The organism is Beggiatoa leptomitoformis (assembly GCF_001305575.3).
GTDB lineage: Bacteria > Pseudomonadota > Gammaproteobacteria > Beggiatoales > Beggiatoaceae > Beggiatoa > Beggiatoa leptomitoformis.
Genome location: NZ_CP012373.2, coordinates 2,648,047 through 2,663,932, shown reverse-complemented (window position 1 = coordinate 2,663,932; position 15,886 = coordinate 2,648,047). Strand labels below are relative to the sequence as shown.

The following is a 15,886-nucleotide window of genomic DNA, read 5'->3' as shown; positions in this document are numbered from 1 at the left end:
ATTTATTTGCCCCGATACACTCGTTTACGGTAAATGAACAGGGGTTGGAGGTGTCCAATGAGGGGCGCGGTGTTCCACAACAACGTCCGTATAAATTCCACCGCGAACATTAAATTCTGCACGCAAGCGCATAAAACGAGGTTGGCAAGCAGTTACTAAATCCGTCAAAATTTGGTTTGTCACGGCTTCGTGAAATGCGCCTGTGTCTCGATAAGACCAAATGTAGCCTTTTAACGATTTAAGTTCTACACATAATTGGTCAGGTATATATTCTAAGAACAATGTTGCAAAATCGGGCTGTCCTGTTTTAGGACATAAACAGGTAAATTCTGGCATCCGCATGTGAATGACGTAGTCACGGTCAGTCGTTGGATTAGGAAATGTTTCTAGGATTTTACTGGCTTTAATAGACATGAAAAACAATCTCTACACGAAATTTTTTATTCTACCATAGGGATGGTAGGGGAGGCATAGCAAGACGGCTCGGTATTGATGAATCTAGCTAGAAACAACAGGTAAGCGCACGATAAATAAACTCCCTTTACCCACGTCACTGTCCACTTCTATCGTTCCATTCATCATCGTACAAAAATGGCGACAAATCGTTAAGCCTAACCCTGTTCCCCCATATTGTCGCGTTGGGCTACTGTCAATTTGGGTAAAGGGTTTAAAAATATGTTCATATTGTTCTTTCGCAATGCCAATGCCTGAATCTTTAACTGTAAACGTTATCCATTCTGTGTCACGGTCAGCGGTTAGGGTGATTTTTCCATGATGAGTAAACTTAGCGGCGTTACTTAGCAAATTGAGTAAAATCTGTTGTGTCTTGCTTTCATCCGCATATAAACTGCCGATATCCGTAGCGCATTCAATGTATAACTCATTATCATCTAACGAGGGTTGAATAATCGTTGCTGCATCGTTGACTAATTTGGCAATATCAAACCAACTGGCTTTAACTTCAATTTTTTCAGCTTCAATTTTAGCAATATCAAGGACATCACTGACTAAGCCCAATAGCTGCTGGGCAGCGGTTTGGATTTTTTCTAAATCGGGAACTAAGTCTTGATGTCCCATATCTTCCGCATCATCACGGAGCATATCGGTATAACCAATAATCGCATTTAACGGTGTCCGTAGTTCATGGCTCATGTTGGCAAGAAACGCACTTTTAGCACGATTAGCCGCTTCTGCGGCGGCACGCGCTTGTTCGTTTTCAATACTACGCCGTTCCAACTCTTTGGTTCTAGCTTGTAATTGTTGTTGTAAACGACGGAAATTTAAATGATTATTGACACGCGCCAACACTTCTTCATGTTGAAATGGTTTGGTAATGTAATCTGATGCTCCTAAAGAAAACCCTTTCACCTTATCAACCGTATCAGCTAACGCTGTCATGAAAATAATTGGAATATCTTGAGTATTTTTTTGTGATTTGAGAATTTTACAGGCTTCAAAACCATCCATGCCCGGCATCATCACATCCAGTAATATTAAGTCTGGCTTAGCGTATTCAGCCCGTTGAATACCCCCTTTACCATCCTTTGCAACCAAGACTTTGAATCCCTCAGCACTCAGAAAACTGAACAACACGCTCACATTTGCAGGCGTATCGTCCACAATAAGCAATGTTCCCTTTTCAGAGGTTTCAATGTGTTGAGCTTCTGCATTCGCATTCATGCACGCATTATCCATTTTCTTAAGACTGATAAAAACAGCATCCAGTGATTAAATGAGTAGGGTTAGTTTATTACGTATTATAGATGGTTTATGTTGCATAGAACGACATAATTCAAGGATAACGTAATAAAGCATCGACAGTTTTATAACTATTTGATTTCTTGAAAGCCGTGATTCAAAAAAACAAATTAATACTTTTTTATTTAAACCATTATTTAAGATAAACATTTTATGACAAAACGGCGTTGTAGCTGAATATTATATCAATAAGCAACAAACCGTGAATGAATAATACGGTGATTTGAACCAACTTTGCAATTACTCTTTTAATATAAAGAGGTTGTTCATTATCATCTATGTAATATTGTCTATAAAACAAGTATTTCATTCAGATTATGAATGTAAAACACTATGCTTTTTTTATCAACAAATGAATAAATCCCTATGATTTATCTGGTTACTAATACCATCATCATATTTATGTTAAGAGTACTTATTTTTTAACTCAATATCTTTTATTTATCGATGAATTTTGCTTTCTTTATGTAAATAATTTTTATACGATATATCAATTAGTTTTATGTATAATTAAAAACTCATAAAAAAAGCTGGATAAATGGAGGATTACATGCATACCCTGTTTTTTTGCTACAACACAAATAATGGAATAGTGATAGTCATTTTATGAACATGACACTACGCCAACTCACACTGTTTAAATCTGTTGCTGAACATCTGAGTTTTACTCGTGCAGCAGTAGAAATGTGTTTAACACAACCAGCCGTTTCTATCCAAATAAAGCAATTAGAGGGCCATGTTGGAATGCCTTTATTTGAACAAATTGGGAAACGCATTTTTTTAACTGATGCAGGACGCGAATTATACGCTGCCTGTCAAGATATTTTCTCGCGTATTGAAACGCTTGATATGTCGCTAAATGAATTGCAAGGTAGTATAAAAGGTCGATTAAAACTAGCTGTGGTGACAACAGCAACATATTTCACCCCTCACCTGTTTAATCGCTTTTTGCGTCAATATCCAGAAGTTAATATTCGTTTAAATGTAACAAACCGTAATAGTATTTTAGAACGGCTAGCAAATAATGAAGATGATTTGGTTATTATGGGGCAAGTGCCTGAACATTTGAATGTCCAATCACATCAATTTTTAGAAAACCCGCTAGTTGTGCTTGCACCCGCTAATCATCCTTTAGTAAACGAGAAAAATATCCCGATTTCGCGCATCCTTCAAGAAACCTTTCTAGTTCGCGAGTTGGGGTCAGGTACTCGTTTAGCAATGGAACGTTATTTTGAAGGCGTGGAACTGGGGTTAAAAGTGGGTATGGAATTAGGCAGTAGTGAAGCGATTAAACAAGGCGTTATTGCAGGCTTGGGTATCTCTGTTTTATCACGACATACGCTTACTTTAGAATTAGCAACAGGAATTATTAAACTCCTCGATGTGGAAGGTTTCCCACAAATGCGTTACTGGTACATTGTGCATTTAAGTGAGAAAAAACTTTCTTTAGTCGCCCGAACTTTTTTAGATTTCCTGATTACACGGACACGCGATGTGTTAACCGAAGCAGAAAAAACGCTGATTGAAGCAGGAATGCACATCGCCGAGACACCACCAATCATCGTCACAAAATAGCACATAATTTTTTGTTTTTAAAGGCAGATAATCGTAGATAATTATCTGCCTTTTTTATTGTAAAAAATTCATTATAGTATATAGTTACTCCTAACTATATAACTTCATGAGAGTATTTTATGCGATTTTATCTAAGTGTTTTATCGCTACTTGGCACATTCTGCCTAGTGGTACCGTCTAGTTGGGCGGGGGAAAATGAGTGGACCACGCCCAAACTACCTGATGGGGGGACTGGTATTCTGGAGATTGATGCCAGCTCAACACCTGTTAAACTAATTTTATCAAGTAGTTATAAAAGTATTGATAAAGGGGAAAGTTGGCTACCTTATCATGGTTTTATACAAACAATGGCATCCACTAAAAAAGACCCAACAGCCGATGTTTGGTATGGTATGAATCCTCAAACAGACGAATCGTTTTACAAACAGGTTGGTCCAGATGGTGAATGGGTTAAAGTGGTTGCTGATGAAGGTTTCGTTTTACCTCCAATCAGCCCAAATATACCTGTATTTGGGAAAAAAAGCGGGGAAATTCTGGCAATTGCACCAACTCAGCCTGCAACCATTTATGTTCGCATTTACGATGCTATGTATCGTTCACAAGATGGTGGAAAACGGTGGTATAAGATTTATTCACTAACAGAACCCAAAACCGACAGTATTTTTATGTTTAAAACCTTACTGGTTGACCCTAGCTCACCAAATACTTTGTATATTTTAGGACAACAAAATACTGATCTCACTATGAGTAAACTCTACACCAGTAGTAATGCTGGGGAAGAATGGACAGAAACAGCACATTCTGCATTCAAAGCAGAATGGTATCCAAGCTTGTCTAATGATGGATTTCAAGCGGTAGCCACAACGCCAACAACGTTTTATATCAACATAGGTGATCCAGTATCGCCTAAATTACTCAAAACAACCGCAACAGGGAATACATGGGAAACACTCCCCATTCCGCCACTCAAGACAGATAGAAGCGATTTCAGACAGAACTATAGATTGATCACACTGGTTCCTGGTACAAAGCTACTCTATGCCATTGTCAGATATCAATATGACGCTTCAACGAATGGTGCACCTCTTGATGAGGATAAACTTTATAAAACCACCGACAGTGGTGCACATTGGACAGAATTGACCAGCGATTTATTCCCACCTGGTCGCTATCAATTACTTATAGACCCCGAAGACGAAAATATTCTCTATGTCGCAACTGGTTTCTATGGCGTAACTGGACAGAATATTTTAAAAAGTGTTGATGGTGGGGAACACTGGCAAGTTAGTAAAAATGGCTTAGGATTAAATCATGTAGTAGGACTATTTAGCTCTCCAACAACAACGTATGCACAGATGGCAAGTGGCGAACTATTCCAAATTACGGATAAAGGAGAAACATGGACTAAGACGGATTTGCTTTATCCTGCCATTCGTTTTCAAGCCATAAACACGACTCAAGAAGCTACCAAAGTTTATGGATACACCACAGATTGCAAATCATTATATGTTAAACAACAGGGACAAGATGCTGTTTTTTATCCATTACCTGCTATTTTTTACCAATGCGGTACTGATAAACAGGTGATATTACAAACAGTTCCTTACGACACTAAAACTTTGTATGCAATTGTTCCAACAGGGAGTGGGAATAACTCCAGCGTAGATGCACAATCCACTAATCCTTTTGGTTCGCTTCCCGAACAAGTGGATAAACGCACAACACCACAAATTTTAAAAAGCACAGACGATGGTGCAACATGGACAACACTTTACACACTGCTTAAACAGCGCGAGTTTTACTTAGTTCCCGACCCCATCACACCGAAGACACTCTATGCGGGTGTTTACGGATTGGGCATTATGCAAAGTGTCGATGATGGCACAACATGGGAATTGCTGACGAATCAATTTAGCTTTCTTAAATTTAAAGTATTACCCACAACACCGCGTACCTTCTTTCTCGGACTCGGAGACGCATTTAGTGATGATAATTCAATCAATCCCCTTAAAAGCACTGATGGGGGAATGAATTGGGTTGCAAACAATCATGGATTAAATACATATATTACAAATTATGACTGGCTAACTACTCAAGAGAATTCTCGTACTCTCTACATTAATACAGGTACTACGATTTATAAAACTGATGATGTGGGAGAACTTTGGTGTCCTGCCACATCTCCAATAGGATCATACGGTCCAAGTTTTTTTGCAAAAGACTTAACAGACACCAACACATTCTATGCGATAGGATATGTGACTGGGTTTGCAAGCTACACAGCAACAACAAACGTGCCCACAAATCAGTTGGGTTCTTACAACTGGACAACGGACACCGTTAGCGGCGCAGTAATAACGGGGAAAATACAATTTGATGGTTGCGAAACTGCAGGGGCGGGTGTCCGATTGCCTTTATCCACAACGGTAGAGATACAAGGTAGCATTGAGCCGCTACCTGAACATGTTGGACAAACGGCAGATATTGTTGTTTACGCGAGGTATTGGGGAGAAGAGTCCATATATTTTATGTTGGGAGAAAATACCATTCAGGTTTGGGACGAACAAGCAACCAATGCTTTATCGACACTGATACCCTTTAAACAAGGTATTACGTTACAGGCTAAAAATGACATCAACTTGTATCAAGGGCAATTTATCGCAGCAGGCGGATTATCTATTTTCTTTGGCTATCGTTTAGCAGATGGAACGGTTATTACTAATCAAACATCTCTTGATGTTTTTCTTTATTAAATTTTAAATTCAAACAGCGTTTAACAAACAAGTTTTGTTAAACGCCTTTTTTATTCGAGAAGAAAGTATATTCCCAACCCTCTTTTGTGAGACCAACCCAATTTTTTTCGTCCATACATTGAATTATTACCCATAACTATCGTACACTACGCCGTTTTACATTGACAATTCACTGACGAAGAATAAGGGATTTTGTCGCGCTTGTTCGCACAAAATAATGATTCTTTTCTTTTTGGAATTTGTGTTCTTTAATAGAGTCCTCTCACCATGTTCGAAAATAAACCAAAGATTTCCCCTCAAGCTCGTCGCGCAGCGCGTGAACGTGTGTTACAAGCCTTATACCAATGGCTATTTACGGGGCAACCAGTCTTAAGCATCGAAGAACAATTTCTCGTTGACCAAGACATGAGTAAAGTTGATGTGCCTTATTTTCGTAAACTACTCCATGAAGTGCCGTTACATACCAATGACCTGAACGAAAAATTCAGTGCCTTTCTTGACCGTCCCGTCGTGCAATTAGACCCTATAGAACAAGTCATCCTATGGATTGGGAGCTATGAATTAACCCACTGCCCAGATATCCCTTGGCGTGTCGCCATTAATGAATCGGTAGAACTGGCGAAACGCTTCGGCGCAGATAAAAGTCACAAATATATCAATGGTGTGTTAGATAAATTGGCTCACCGCCTACAAGTTGAAAATCCCATACGTCAATCTGCGTAACCTGATACTTATGGGTTTACTTCGTTTTCTTATTTACTCTGCGATTGCAGCTTTTCTTTGGTTTTTGATTCGGCGGTATATCGCCCGTGTCAAACACCAGATTGCAACCCAAAAAACACCCCCTCAAGCGACGGTTAAACAACAAGGTCTGATGTTACGCTGTCGTTACTGTCAATTACATTTACCAGAAGCCGAAATTCGACAGAAAACGGCAGAAAATGAATTTACACCTATCATTCAACAGAATAAATGTGTGCATTGCGGTAAGCAAATTGAACATAATTAAATAAGTAATAGAATAAAAAAGGACGGCAAAGACCGTCCTTTTTTATTGCTATCCATCTCATTAGAGGGAATTTATGTCTTTACACCCTTATCATTTATCCCGTTGCTTGCTCTGCTTATATTTTATTATAACATCAAGTTATGCAACAGAATTAACCTACCCACTGCCGACACCTGCAAGCTATCATCTCCCCACAATAAAGCCCGCACAAGATGGCAATGTATTGACCGCATCAGGGGACACGATACGATTACAAAATTTATTAGCAGGAAAAATTGTATTACTCAGTTTTATCTACACATTATGTAATGATGTGAATGGTTGCCCCCTTGCCTTTGCAACCCTGCATAAAATCAATGCTAAAATGAATCAAGACCCTGAGTTAGCTAAAAATTTACGCCTACTTACCTTAAGTTTTGACCCCGTACATGATACCCCCGAGGTTATGCGCTTATACGCAGGGGCTGAGGTAGCAAGCGATGCAAATTGGCAATTTTTAACGACAGATTCACTTAATACATTACAACCCATTTTAACGGGTTATGGACAAACTGTTGCACAAGACTATGATGAGAAAGGTTATTTTTTAGGCACTTATACCCATGTTTTAAAAGTATTTTTAATTGACCGTCACCAACAAATCCGCAATATTTATAGCGTTTCCTTTTTAAACCCTGATTTATTAATTAATGATGTTAAAACCCTATTATTAGAAGAACAACAAATTGTTGCTAATACGCAAGATAATCGCTATGTTTCAGCAACAAACATAAAAAATAATAGTCCATTAACCCTATTAAAACTCGCACAATCCCCCCCTTTGGGTTTACCACCGTTACCAGTGCCTGCGGATAATCCGCTCACAACGGCAAAAATAGAACTCGGACGAAAACTATTTTATGACAGACGATTATCACTTAATAATACAATGTCTTGCGGCATGTGTCATATTCCAGAACAAGGATTTACTTCAAACGAATTAAAAACCGCCGTTGGCGTAGAAGGGCGTACTGTACGACGCAATTCACCAACCCTCTACAATGTCGCGTATTTGCACACATTATTCCATGATGGGCGGGAAACCCAACTAGAAACACAAGCCTTTTCACCTTTACTAGCCCAGAATGAAATGGCAAATCCTGCCATTGGATTTTTACTAGATAAAATAAACCAATTACCTGAATACAAAATATTATTTCAACAAGCTTTTGCGGATAAAATTGCAACGATGGAAACCGTAGGACAAGCACTTGCCAGTTATCAACGCACCCTATTATCCGCAAACTCCCCCTTTGACCGCTGGTATTTTATCAAACAAAGCAATGCATTATCTACAACGGCACAACAAGGATTTACCTTATTTACAGGTAAAGCAGGCTGTGCGACTTGCCATTTAATAGCCCACGACTATGCATTATTTACTGACCAACAATTGCATGATACGGGATTAGGTTGGTATAACAGTATGCATAAATCCGCTAAAAAACAGACTGTGCAAATTGCACCCTCTATTTTTATTGAAGTAGAACAAAGCGTTTTACAAGCCGTGAGCGAAAAACCACAAAATGATTTAGGTCGCTACGAAGTCACACAAAACCCCGCTGACCGTTGGCACTATCGCACCCCATCCCTGCGCAATATCGCACTAACCGCACCCTATATGCACGATGGCTCATTCAGTACCCTAGCAGAAGTTATTGCATACTATAATCAAGGCGGTTATCCACATGAATTTAGTAGCCCACTGATACACCCCCTACAACTGACGGCGGAAGAACAACACGCATTAGTTGCCTTTTTAGAAAGTTTAACAGGTGATAATGTGGACGCATTGGTACAAGATGGAATGCACGCACCTAGAGAGTAATTGATTGAAATAGTTTTTAATTTTAAAAGAGGATATTCAAAATGGAACAAATTATTTCTGCTAGCAACATTAAATGCAGTGGTTGTGCAAAAACAATTCAAGAAGGACTTGCGCCGCTCACAGGCGTACAAACCGTTACGGTAGATGTCGCTGAAGGTACAGTAACTGTAACAGGCGACACCTTACAACGGACAGCATTAACGCAAAAACTAGCCGAATTAGGCTATCCCGAAAAAAATGCAAGCAGTGGTTTAATCAATATCATGCAGAAAGCTAAAGAATTATTTAGCAGTAAATAAGTCCGCATAGCGTGTGTTAGGTGCATTCACACCATAACACACCCGATTCTAACGTTAATCAAAAAGTTAGCGAATACGTTTACCCCTCACGCCTTAATTCAGTTATCTTTTTGATGGGGCTAGACAGGAATTGTCTAAATCAAAAGGTTTAAATGTGAAGGGGATAAAAACAATCGCATTGATAATACTAAAAATTTTGTCAACTCTGAGAATTTTGCTACGGAGAAAAATACGCAATACTCACGAAAAAAGCACGAATAAAATCGCCCCTACAAGCTATAATCCCTTTCATTATTCAGCCTTATCTTTATTAGTTACCTCATGAATTCCCAACAGTTACAAAGCCTCTGGACAATATCCAATGATGTGATGCGTTGCGACCAACATCGCCTACAACAACGCATCAAAACCCTACAAGCACAATTAAAACAAGGTAAACAACTAGATACCAAAGAGCTAGAAAAATTAATCCGCGAGTTAGAAACCTCATTACAACGTCGTCAACACCGTGCGACCCAACTACCACGCCCGCAATTTCCTGAAGAATTACCCATTACCGCCAAGCAAGCAGACATTGCTCAAGCCATTTTAGATAATCAAGTTATTATTATTGCAGGAGAAACAGGCTCAGGCAAAACCACACAAATTCCAAAAATTTGCTTAAGTGTTGGGCGTGGCGTTGCAGGATTGATTGGTTGCACCCAACCGCGTCGGATTGCCGCACGGACTATCGCGCAACGGGTAGCAAATGAGCTAAATTGTGAGTTAGGGCAAGCTGTTGGCTATCAAGTGCGTTTTCATGACCGCGTTAGCCCTCAAAGTTATATTAAGTTCATGACCGACGGCATCTTACTTGCTGAAACCCAAAATGACCGTTTTTTAGATGCTTACGACACCATTATCATCGACGAAGCCCATGAACGCAGTTTAAATATTGACTTTTTACTCGGTTATTTACGCCAACTACTGCCAAAACGTCCTGATTTAAAAGTTATTATCACCTCAGCAACCATAGATACGGCGCGTTTTTCACACTATTTTCACCAAGCACCCGTTATTGAAGTGTCAGGGCGAACCTTTCCTGTAGAACTGCGATATCGTCCCCTCATCAGTGACGACGAAGATGAGCAAGACCATGATATACAACAAGCCATTATTAATGCCGTAGAAGAAATCACCCTTGTTGACCGACAAGCGGATATTTTAGTATTTTTAGCAGGTGAGCGCGAAATTCGCGAAACCACTGAAGCCCTGCATAAACACAAATTTCCACACACCGACATTTTACCCCTATACGCCCGTTTATCCGCAGAAGAACAAAATCGCGTTTTTAATCCTGCGGAAAAACGTCGTATCGTCCTAACCACCAACGTTGCAGAAACCTCGCTCACCGTACCACGCATTCGTGCCGTGATTGATACAGGATTTGCACGCATCAGCCGCTACAGTGTACGCAGTAAAGTCCAACGTTTGCCCATAGAACCCATTTCACAAGCCAGTGCAAACCAACGCAAAGGACGATGCGGACGAATTAGTGCGGGGATTTGTATCCGTTTGTATGCAGAAGAAGATTTTAATAATCGTCCTGCGTTTACCGACCCTGAAATTTTACGCACCTCATTAGCAGCGGTCATTTTGCAAATGTTGGCGTTAAAACTAGGTGATGTAAATCAATATCCTTTTATTGAGCCACCCGATGGGCGGGCGATTAATGACGGTTTTCAGTTATTGCACGAATTAGGCGCGGTAGATAATCAGCGACAATTGACACAAACAGGGCGCACATTAGCAAAAATGCCCATAGACCCGCGTTTAGGACGCATGATTATTGCTGCCCAACAAAGAAGTTGTTTAGAAGAAGTTTTAATTATTGCCAGTGCATTAAGCATTCAAGACCCGCGAGAACGTCCACTAGACGCACAACAAGCTGCTGACCAAGCACAAGCTAAATTTGCAGATGAACGCTCAGACTTTCTCAGTTTTTTAAAATTATGGCGATTTTTTACTGAACAAGCGCGCCATTTATCCAATGCAAAATTTCGTAAATTGTGTCACGAACACTTTGTATCTTATCTACGTTGGCGTGAATGGCAAGAAATTCACTCGCAATTATTGGCAATGGTGAATGAAAATAAATGGCAGTTAAATCAAGTAGAAGCTGATTACATTGCGATTCATCAAGCATTATTAACAGGTTTATTAGGCAATATTGCTACAAAAAGTACAGAAGAACACTTTTTAGGAGCGCGTGGGATTAAACTTTACCTTTTTCCCGGCTCACATTTATATAAAAAACAACCTAAATGGTTAATGGCAGCAGAACTGGTAGAAACAACCCGTTTATATGCCCGTTGTGTTGCGAAAATTGAACCTGAATGGCTGGAAAGTTTAGCAGGGCATTTATGTCAACGGAGCTATTTTGAACCGCATTGGGAAAAACGCCCCGCAACCGTTGCCGCGTTTGAGCGAGTGACTTTATACGGTTTGCCTATTGTACTGAAACGACGGATTAATTATGGCAATATCGACCCGCAAATGTCCCGAGAAATTTTTATCCGTCATGCACTTGCACAAGGGGATTATTATTGTAATGCGAAGTTTTTTATCCACAATCAAGATTTAATTCAAGATATTGAAAAACTGGAGCAAAAATCAAGGCGACTTGATATTTTAGTGGATGAAGAACAGCTTTTTCGTTTTTATGACGCAAAAATTCCCGCGACGGTACATAACGGGGTATTATTTGAACAATGGCGAAAACAAGCCGAGCGTCAAGACCCTGCATTATTGTTTTTAAGCCGTGATGATGTGATGTTACACAGTGGCGAGCGTGCGAACGCACAAAACTTTCCTAATACATTATATATCAATGGGATTAGCTTACCCTTACAATATTATTTTGCACCGGGTGATGAACGTGATGGCGTGACAATTACCGTACCGAGTACGATTTTAAATCAACTGCCTGTTGAGCCTTTTGAGTGGTTAGTACCGGGGTTATTAGAAGAAAAAGTAATTGCGTTAATTCGTAATTTACCTAAAGCCTTACGAAAGCATTTTGTCCCTGTGCCTGATGTTGCCCGTGCGTTTATGCAGCGCTTGACTGTGTTACAACCTGCAAGTACGCCAGAAATTCCGCCTAAAGGTTATCCATCGTTATATCGCACGCTAACAACTTTTTTGCGTCAGCAATTAAGTAAACCACCAGAAATTGAAGAATTTATTTGGGAAAGTGCCGATGTTCCTGCCCATTTGCAAATGAATGTTTCATTGGTCAATATGCAAAATAAAGTGCTGGATATGTCGCGGGATGTTGTCGCCCTAAAAAAACGCTGGGGTGAACATGTGAGTGGGGAATCACGCCAAGCCGTCGCGAATGCAAGCGGTATTGAGCGCGCAGGCTTAACCAGTTGGGATTTTGACCAATTGCCCGAGCAGGTAACATTGCGTTTAAATGGGATTGAGGTTTTAGGTTTTCCGACCTTGATAGACCAGCAAACCCATGTTGATTTACACGTGTTAGACCATCCTGATAAAGCAAAACAGGCTTTTTATCATGGCTTACAACGCTTGTTTTTATTGGTTTTACCGACGAAAAAGTTGTTAAAACAGTTGCCTATAGACCAAAAATTGTGCTTACAGTATTTAAAAATTGGTCATTGTGAACAACTTAAAGAAGATATTTTATTAACCGTTATCGAAACGGTGTTTTTACATGCGCCATTACCGCGCACCCGTGTTGCCTTCGAAGAGCGGTTACAAACAGGTAATCGGCAGTTGTTGCAAGTAGTGCATGATTATGCCAGTTGTTTATTGCAAGTCTTGATTGAATATAATGTATTGTCGCAAAAAATCGCTAAATTATCACAAGGCGGTGACAGTATCCCAGAAATTAAACAGCATTTAAATCATCTGGTTTACCCCAGTTTTGTGCGTGCAGTGTCTTTTGCACAATTGCAACAATTTCCCCGTTATTTAAAAGCCGTTGCCATTCGCTTAGACCGATTGGATAGTGCGCCCCATAAAGATGTGAAAAAAGCCATACAACTTGCACCGTTATGGCAAGCGTATTGGCAACAACAGGCGCAATATGGTAAACAGACGGAGCATTATTCTGTTTTACAGGAATTTCGCTGGTTATTAGAGGAGTTGCGTGTGTCACTGTTTGCGCAGGAATTAAAAACGGCATGTCCTGTTTCTATCGAGCGGGCGCGTGAGCGGTGGGAAGAAATTACCAGTAAAGTGTTGGTACGGAAATAGTTGTCGCGGGCGAATTTTTCGCCCCTATTTTAAGACAGTGAATATGGACAAAAAAACCACATGAATAACGTAGAATCGTCTTACAGAAACTATTGTTTAATGTGGCGCAGGGCTTTAATATGGCATTGTTCCTGTTAAAACAATATGCAGGCGTTATTTTGTAACTTTATTGACACCACCATGAATGCGCATATCAAGATACATAAAGGTTCTTTGTTAATTGTGGATGATTTAATGGATAACATTAAATTATTAATGCACTTTTTAGCAGAGGAAGGATTTAAGGTTTTAATCGCCCGCGATGGAGAACAGGGCATTAGAACCGCACAATATGCTAAACCCGACTTGATTTTATTAGATGTCATGATGCCCGGTATGGATGGCTTTGAAGCCTGTCGTCACTTAAAAAATGAGGAGGAAACAAAAGATATTCCCATTATTTTTATGAGTGCATTAACCGATACGATAGATAAAGTAAAAGGATTTCAATCAGGTGCGGCGGATTATATTACTAAACCATTTCAACATGATGAGGTTTTAGCGCGGGTTAATACGCATTTAAATATTGTGCGCTTGCAACAGCAGTTGCAAAAACGAAATATGGAGTTACAAGCCTTTGCAACAACAGTTGCACACGATTTAAAAAATCCACTGAGCGGCATTATTGGTTTAATTGACATTTTAGATGATAAATTTACTGAAGATTGTCTTATTGATGCAGATTCTGTAGAAAATTTGCAAATGGTTAGTCAATCAGCAAGACAAATGTTGGATTTAATTTCTGCTTTATTATTGTTGGCAGGCGTGTCTAGTGCCTCAGAAGTAATTCTACTTCCCTTAGATATGCCCGAAATTATTAAAACCGTCGTGCATCGCATAGAGCATACACGCAAAGAATTTCAGGGGGTTATTGAATATCCCGCAGATTTACCGTTAGCAGTTGGCTACGCGCCGTGGGTAGAAGAGATTTGGATAAATTATTTAATCAACGGGTTAAAATATGGGGGTTGTCCACCGCATTTAAAAATTTCTGCTTGCGTACAATCTGATAATTATATTAAATTTTCTGTAAAAGATAATGGCGATGGTTTAAGTCCTGAAGACCAGAAAAAGCTCTTTATCCCTTTTGCCCGATTAAATAAGGACACAACAGGACATGGATTGGGTTTATCCATCGTGCAACAAATTGTTGAAAAATTAAACGGTAAGGCAGGGGTTGAAAGTCAATTGGGCGATGGTTGCCTATTTTATTTTACCTTGCCTATTTTTCATGAAACGGATTTTTTATAAATTTTACTCACTTATGCACTTTTATCCTTTATATCGTCCTGTATTATTTAGCCTTCCGCCTGAAACCGCGCATCATTTCACCTTATCCGTCTTGCAACGCTTATCTACTTTAAAACTCAGTTCCCTACTGTTTCCCACGCTACCTGCTAAACCCTGTCAAGTGATGGGCTTAAATTTTCCTAATCCTGTCGGTTTAGCAGCGGGATTAGATAAAAATGGCGAGTATATCGATGGTTTAGCCAGTTTAGGCTTTGGTTTTGTTGAAATTGGGACGATAACCCCTCGCCCACAAGCAGGTAATCCACAACCGCGTTTATTTCGTTTACCGCAAGCCCGAGCGTTGATTAATCGTTTAGGATTTAATAATGCGGGCGTTGATGCCTTAATTGCCAACGTGGAAAAGGCCAAATTTACGGGCATTTTAGGCATTAACATTGGGAAAAATGCCACGACACCGCTAGAAAATGCTGTGGATGACTATTTATTCTGTTTGCGTAAAGTGTATGCGTATGCGGATTATGTCACGGTAAATATTTCCTCTCCAAATACAGCCAATTTGCGCCAGTTACAACATGGTGATGAATTAGACCGTTTATTAAGCACTTTAAAACAAGCGCAGCGTGAATTAGCCGATAGTCAGCAAAAATATGTCCCGTTGGTCGTTAAAATTGCCCCTGATTTAACCCGCGAAGAATTGCAAACGATTGCAGAAAAATTGCTTTATCATCAAATTGATGGTGTGATTGCGACTAACACAACGTTAGCCCGTCAAACGGTAGAAGATTTACCTTATGCAAGCGAAGCAGGTGGATTAAGTGGACAACCCCTAACCCAGCGCGCGACTGCAGTTGTCGCGGATTTATACCCGATTTTACAGGATAAAATTCCCATTATTGCAGTGGGTGGCATTATGTCAGCAGAGGATGCACAAGCGAAATTCCAAGCAGGTGCAAAGTTAGTCCAACTTTACACGGGCTTAATTTATGAGGGAGCAGGATTAGTGCAAGCCGTGGTTTGTCATTCAACCGCATCATCAACACTGAAAAACCGTTAAAAATAGGGCTAAAGCGCGACA

Annotated in this window: 11 protein-coding genes; 9 read left to right on the top strand and 2 right to left on the bottom strand. The window is 39.9% G+C overall.

Annotation, left to right across the window (positions count from 1 at the left end):
• Positions 1 to 24 precede the first annotated feature (24 nt).
• Both queF and AL038_RS11145 read right to left on the bottom strand, forming a co-directional pair.
• Positions 25 to 414 (bottom strand): preQ(1) synthase, encoded by a 390-nt coding sequence (gene queF, locus AL038_RS11150; RefSeq protein ID WP_062152833.1) that lies wholly within the window; start codon positions 412 to 414, stop codon positions 25 to 27.
• An 84-nt stretch (positions 415 to 498) separates the two neighbouring features.
• Positions 499 to 1,680 (bottom strand): ATP-binding response regulator, encoded by a 1,182-nt coding sequence (locus AL038_RS11145; RefSeq protein WP_062152831.1) that lies wholly within the window; start codon positions 1,678 to 1,680, stop codon positions 499 to 501.
• A gap of 684 nt (positions 1,681 to 2,364) precedes the next feature.
• On the opposite strand from AL038_RS11145, the gene AL038_RS11140 reads away from it, so the two are divergent.
• The 9 genes from AL038_RS11140 (at position 2,365) to AL038_RS11100 (ending at position 15,865) form a co-directional block, all read left to right on the top strand.
• Positions 2,365 to 3,333, top strand: a complete 969-nt coding sequence (locus AL038_RS11140; RefSeq protein ID WP_062152829.1) for a LysR family transcriptional regulator — start codon at positions 2,365 to 2,367, stop codon at positions 3,331 to 3,333.
• Between the two features lie 119 nt (positions 3,334 to 3,452).
• On the top strand, positions 3,453 to 6,086 hold the full coding sequence (locus AL038_RS11135) for a sialidase family protein (protein WP_062152821.1): 2,634 nt from the start codon (positions 3,453 to 3,455) through the stop codon (positions 6,084 to 6,086).
• Positions 6,087 to 6,353: 267 nt separating this feature from the next.
• On the top strand, positions 6,354 to 6,809 hold the full coding sequence (gene nusB / locus AL038_RS11130; protein ID WP_062152819.1) for a transcription antitermination factor NusB: 456 nt from the start codon (positions 6,354 to 6,356) through the stop codon (positions 6,807 to 6,809).
• A 10-nt stretch (positions 6,810 to 6,819) separates the two neighbouring features.
• Positions 6,820 to 7,095 (top strand): hypothetical protein, encoded by a 276-nt coding sequence (locus AL038_RS11125; RefSeq protein ID WP_062152817.1) that lies wholly within the window; start codon positions 6,820 to 6,822, stop codon positions 7,093 to 7,095.
• A gap of 73 nt (positions 7,096 to 7,168) precedes the next feature.
• Positions 7,169 to 8,962: a cytochrome c peroxidase gene (locus AL038_RS11120; RefSeq protein WP_062152814.1), complete on the top strand. Its 1,794-nt coding sequence runs from the start codon at positions 7,169 to 7,171 to the stop codon at positions 8,960 to 8,962.
• 41 nt (positions 8,963 to 9,003) lie between these two features.
• A complete protein-coding gene (locus tag AL038_RS11115) occupies positions 9,004 to 9,261 on the top strand; it encodes a heavy-metal-associated domain-containing protein (RefSeq protein WP_062152812.1) in 258 nt (85 codons plus the stop codon).
• A 321-nt stretch (positions 9,262 to 9,582) separates the two neighbouring features.
• Positions 9,583 to 13,521 (top strand): ATP-dependent RNA helicase HrpA, encoded by a 3,939-nt coding sequence (gene hrpA / locus AL038_RS11110; RefSeq protein WP_201800078.1) that lies wholly within the window; start codon positions 9,583 to 9,585, stop codon positions 13,519 to 13,521.
• Positions 13,522 to 13,665: 144 nt separating this feature from the next.
• Positions 13,666 to 14,811, top strand: coding sequence for a response regulator (locus tag AL038_RS11105; RefSeq protein ID WP_336603593.1), 1,146 nt, complete (start codon positions 13,666 to 13,668; stop codon positions 14,809 to 14,811).
• Between the two features lie 13 nt (positions 14,812 to 14,824).
• Positions 14,825 to 15,865 (top strand): quinone-dependent dihydroorotate dehydrogenase, encoded by a 1,041-nt coding sequence (locus AL038_RS11100; RefSeq protein WP_062155480.1) that lies wholly within the window; start codon positions 14,825 to 14,827, stop codon positions 15,863 to 15,865.
• The last annotated feature ends 21 nt before the right edge of the window (positions 15,866 to 15,886 follow it).

Coding starts and splice junctions, on each gene's coding strand:
- AL038_RS11145 (WP_062152831.1), bottom strand. CDS start 1,680: ATGAATGCGAATGCAGAAGCTCAACACATTGAAACCTCTGAAAAGGGA.
- AL038_RS11125 (WP_062152817.1), top strand. CDS start 6,820: ATGGGTTTACTTCGTTTTCTTATTTACTCTGCGATTGCAGCTTTTCTT.
- AL038_RS11105 (WP_336603593.1), top strand. CDS start 13,666: ATGCAGGCGTTATTTTGTAACTTTATTGACACCACCATGAATGCGCAT.
- AL038_RS11120 (WP_062152814.1), top strand. CDS start 7,169: ATGTCTTTACACCCTTATCATTTATCCCGTTGCTTGCTCTGCTTATAT.
- hrpA (WP_201800078.1), top strand. CDS start 9,583: ATGAATTCCCAACAGTTACAAAGCCTCTGGACAATATCCAATGATGTG.
- AL038_RS11140 (WP_062152829.1), top strand. CDS start 2,365: ATGAACATGACACTACGCCAACTCACACTGTTTAAATCTGTTGCTGAA.
- AL038_RS11135 (WP_062152821.1), top strand. CDS start 3,453: ATGCGATTTTATCTAAGTGTTTTATCGCTACTTGGCACATTCTGCCTA.
- AL038_RS11100 (WP_062155480.1), top strand. CDS start 14,825: ATGCACTTTTATCCTTTATATCGTCCTGTATTATTTAGCCTTCCGCCT.
- AL038_RS11115 (WP_062152812.1), top strand. CDS start 9,004: ATGGAACAAATTATTTCTGCTAGCAACATTAAATGCAGTGGTTGTGCA.
- nusB (WP_062152819.1), top strand. CDS start 6,354: ATGTTCGAAAATAAACCAAAGATTTCCCCTCAAGCTCGTCGCGCAGCG.
- queF (WP_062152833.1), bottom strand. CDS start 414: ATGTCTATTAAAGCCAGTAAAATCCTAGAAACATTTCCTAATCCAACG.